General features: G+C 55.3%; 3 protein-coding genes. All 3 read right to left on the bottom strand.

The features are described from left to right. Nucleotides 1-103 precede the first annotated feature (103 nt). The 3 genes from ACLQ7H_RS06575 to uxaC all read right to left on the bottom strand — a co-directional run bounded on the left by ACLQ7H_RS06575 (nt 104) and on the right by uxaC (nt 3,696). Complete coding sequence (locus ACLQ7H_RS06575; protein ID WP_411751977.1) at nt 104-697, bottom strand: YgjV family protein; 594 nt, start codon at nt 695-697, stop codon at nt 104-106. A gap of 75 nt (nt 698-772) precedes the next feature. Beyond that, the gene (locus ACLQ7H_RS06570) at nt 773-2,263 is read right to left on the bottom strand and encodes a UxaA family hydrolase (protein ID WP_411751976.1); all 1,491 of its coding nucleotides are present in this window, start codon (nt 2,261-2,263) and stop codon (nt 773-775) included. A gap of 20 nt (nt 2,264-2,283) precedes the next feature. Then, complete coding sequence (gene uxaC / locus ACLQ7H_RS06565; RefSeq protein WP_411751975.1) at nt 2,284-3,696, bottom strand: glucuronate isomerase; 1,413 nt, start codon at nt 3,694-3,696, stop codon at nt 2,284-2,286. Between the last annotated feature and the right edge of the window lie 44 nt (nt 3,697-3,740).

Below are 3,740 nucleotides of genomic sequence, written 5' to 3'. Positions count from 1 at the left end.
ATGGTGGTACAGCACGAAAGTGGGGATGATCGACCTGAGAAATAGGTCGATCATCATGGGTAAAGGATGTTAAAAAGTGTTCACCATGTCCTTGAACACCTGTCTACCATGTCCCCGGTCTGTACAGTGGGAGAGGGTTAGGGTGAGGGGCCTGATGCTCTTCGGCAGACACCTTTTTTTCGACCGCAAAAGGATCGATGCCGCGCAGTTGCAGGCGGCGGAAGCGGATAATGTTGAAGCCGTTCATCAGCAGGAAACTGCCTTCAATCAGCGACCCCCCGATCGAACCAAGCCAGATGTTGTGGGTAACCCAACAGGCCGTTGAGCACCACATTACGCAGCGGGTGGTCAAACCGCGGGTGCGGAACAACGCCCAGGTGCTGATGGTGGTGCCGCAAATCGGTAGCAGTTCAATCCAGTGGTGGAAACGGGATAAACCAATGATGAGCGTGAGGGTGATGAAGATCCACATTACCCATAGGCTGCGGGTCTTCATCGAAACCAGGTTGCGGCAGGCGCTAAGCAGTGCGCTACTCCCTGCGGCATTCGCCCCCATCAGGATAAAGTGGATGCCGATAATCAGGCTGTAGCCCGACAGTTGCAGTTTGAAACGCTGGTCATCGCGATTAAAAAAGCTGGTGATACCGACCAAAAAAGCCAGCACGCCAACGAACTGCGCAAACCAATAAAACGTCATGAGGGGATCCTGGGGCGGTAGTAACAAGGCGTTTAAAGTAAAACACCGTTTTATGCTACTCCCGCCGGTCAGGCTTTACAACGTGACGCCGCTTTTAAAGATCGCCAATTCGCGGAAATCATTCACTTCATTACGCGCCGGTGCACCATCGGCAATGTCCACGATCAGATCGACAAACTGCTCCAACATCTGCGCCATCGGCAAGCCGTGGATCAGTCGGCCCGCGTCAAAATCGATCCAGTGCGGTTTCTTCGCTGCCAGCTCCGAGTTGGTCGCCAGCTTCACCGTTGGCACAAAGCCACCATATGGCGTCCCCCGCCCGGTGCTGAACAGCACCATATGGCACCCAGCCCCCGCCAGCGCGCTGGTAGCGACCGCATCATTGCCTGGCGCACTCAGCAGGTTGAGCCCCGGTAAACGCAGGCGCTCACCGTATTTCAACACGTCCACCACCTGGCTCTGCCCGGCTTTTTGAGTGCAACCCAGGGATTTCTCTTCTAACGTGGTGATGCCCCCAGCCTTGTTGCCCGGAGAAGGGTTCTCGTAAATCGGTTGGTTGTGGGCAATAAAATACTGTTTGAAGTCGTTGACCATGCTGACGGTTTTTTCAAAGGTGCCTTCATCACGGCAGCGGCTCATCAGGATGCGCTCGGCACCAAACATTTCCGGCACTTCGGTCAGTACCGTGGTGCCGCCGTTAGCAATCACATAATCCGAGAAACAGCCCAATAACGGGTTGGCCGTGATCCCCGATAAACCGTCCGAGCCCCCGCATTCCAGGCCAAACTTCAGCTCGCCAAGCTTGCCCGGTTGGCGGCGATCGTCGCGCATTATCTGGTATAACGCGTGCAAATGTGCCAATCCGTCGGCAACTTCATCATCCTGTTGCTGGCAGATCATAAAGCGCACGCGCTGCTCGTCAAATTCACCCAGCGTACTGCGGAAGGCATCCACCTGGTTGTTCTCACAGCCCAGGCCAATCACCAGAACCGCACCAGCATTGGGGTGACGCACCATATTTTGCAGCATGGTGCGGGTATTTTCATGATCCTGACCGAGCTGTGAGCAGCCGAAGGGGTGGCTGAACAGATGCACGCCGTCGATCCCTGCTGCTTCCCCGGTTTCCTTCAGAAAACGTTGCAGGATCTGACGGGCGATGCCGTTCACACAGCCCACGGTCGGGATGATCCACAGTTCGTTACGGATCCCTACCTCGCCGTTGCTGCGCCGGTAAATCTGTACGGCACGATCTGCCGCCTGTACCGGTAAGGTCTGGAACTCCGGTTGATACTGATAGCTGTCGAGATCGCTCAGGTTGGTTTTGGCATTTTGCGAATGAATATGTTCGCCTGCAGCGATGGCAACCAGTGCATAGCCGATCGGCAAGCCGTACTTGACGATCATCTCACCGGCAGCGATCGGCTCAAGAGCAAACTTATGCCCCCGAGCAACGTCCTGCGCCAGTGCGATCGCCTGCCCTTCCCAGACAGGCTGGTCACCAGCAGCCAAATCACACAGTGCAACTGCCACATTATCTTTTGCATGGATCTTGATGATGCTTTGCATAAACCAACCTTGAGCTGTAACTACGCTAAATCGATAGCGAAATAGTGTTTGGCATTGTCGAAGCAGATGTTTTTCACCATCTCACCCAGCAACGCAATATCCGCCGGTGCTTCGCCATCTTCCACCCAGCGGCCAATCATCTGGCACAGGATGCGGCGGAAGTATTCGTGGCGCGTGTAGGAAAGGAAGCTGCGGCTGTCGGTCAGCATGCCGACAAAACGGCTAAGTAGACCAAGCTGTGCCAACTGCGTCATTTGGCGCTGCATACCGTCTTTCTGATCGTTAAACCACCAGCCTGAGCCAAACTGGATCTTGCCCGGCGTACCTTCGCCCTGGAAGTTGCCGACCATGGTACCGATCACTTCGTTATCCCGTGGGTTGAGGCAGTAAAGGATGGTCTTCGGCAGAGCCCCCTGCTTGGCTTGAGCATCCAGCAGGCGAGACAGTGATTCGGCTACCGGCTGATCGTTAATGGAGTCGAAACCAATGTCCGGGCCGATTGTAGTGAACATCCGGCTATTGTTATTACGCAGCGCGCCGATGTGGTATTGCTGCACCCATTCGCGGCGCTGATATTCAGCAGCCAGGAACAACAGGACGGCGGTCTTGAACTGGGCAACCTGCTGCGGCGTTGGCAACTCCCCACTGAGGCGTTGAGCCAGGATTTTGTCTAACGTGGCCTCATCGGCCTCGCCGTACATCACCACGTCTAACGCGTGATCGGAAACCTTACAGCCGTGAGCGGCAAAGTGATCCAGACGTTTTTTCAGCGCATCGCACAAATCGCTGAAGCGGCTGATGGAAGTATCTGCGGCAGCCTCCAGCTGTTGCATATAGTCATTAAACCCAGCGGCTTCAATATTGAAGGCCTTGTCTGGGCGCCAGCTTGGCAAGACTTTGATATCGAAGCTGCTGTCTGCAGCGATGGCTTGATGGTGGCGCAGATCGTCGATCGGATCGTCGGTGGTACCCACCATTTTCACCTTCATCTGTTTCATGATGCCGCGAGCGCTGAAAGCCTCCTGCGACAGCAGTTCATTGCCGCGCTGCCAGATTTCATCTGCGGTGGTCGGGGAGAGCAGCTTGCCGGTGATGCCAAACGGACGGCGCAGTTCCAGGTGCGTCCAGTGATACAGTGGGTTGCCGATGGTATGCGGCACCGTTGCCGCCCAGGCATCAAATTTTTCCCGGTCAGAAGCATCGCCAGTACACAGGCGTTCAGCCACGCCGTTGGTGCGCATCGCGCGCCACTTATAGTGATCGCCCTTCAGCCAGATGTCGTACATGTTGTTAAAACGCGTGTTTTCGGCAATCTGTTGCGGTGGCAGATGGCAGTGATAGTCGAAAATAGGCTGATCCACCGCATAGTCGTGATACAGGCGGCGGGCAAATTCACTGTCTAACAAGAAATCATCGCTCAAAAACGTGGCCATAGTGGGTTCCTCACCTTTTGTCCTGGCTAGCCTTGCTGTCAACT

Origin of the sequence: Serratia sp. (in: enterobacteria), from assembly GCF_046715635.1 — a bacterium.
In the GTDB taxonomy this organism is placed as follows: Bacteria; Pseudomonadota; Gammaproteobacteria; order Enterobacterales; family Enterobacteriaceae; genus Chania.
Note: the sequence above shows the minus strand (reverse complement) of the source record. Positions and strands in the feature narration are given on the sequence as shown.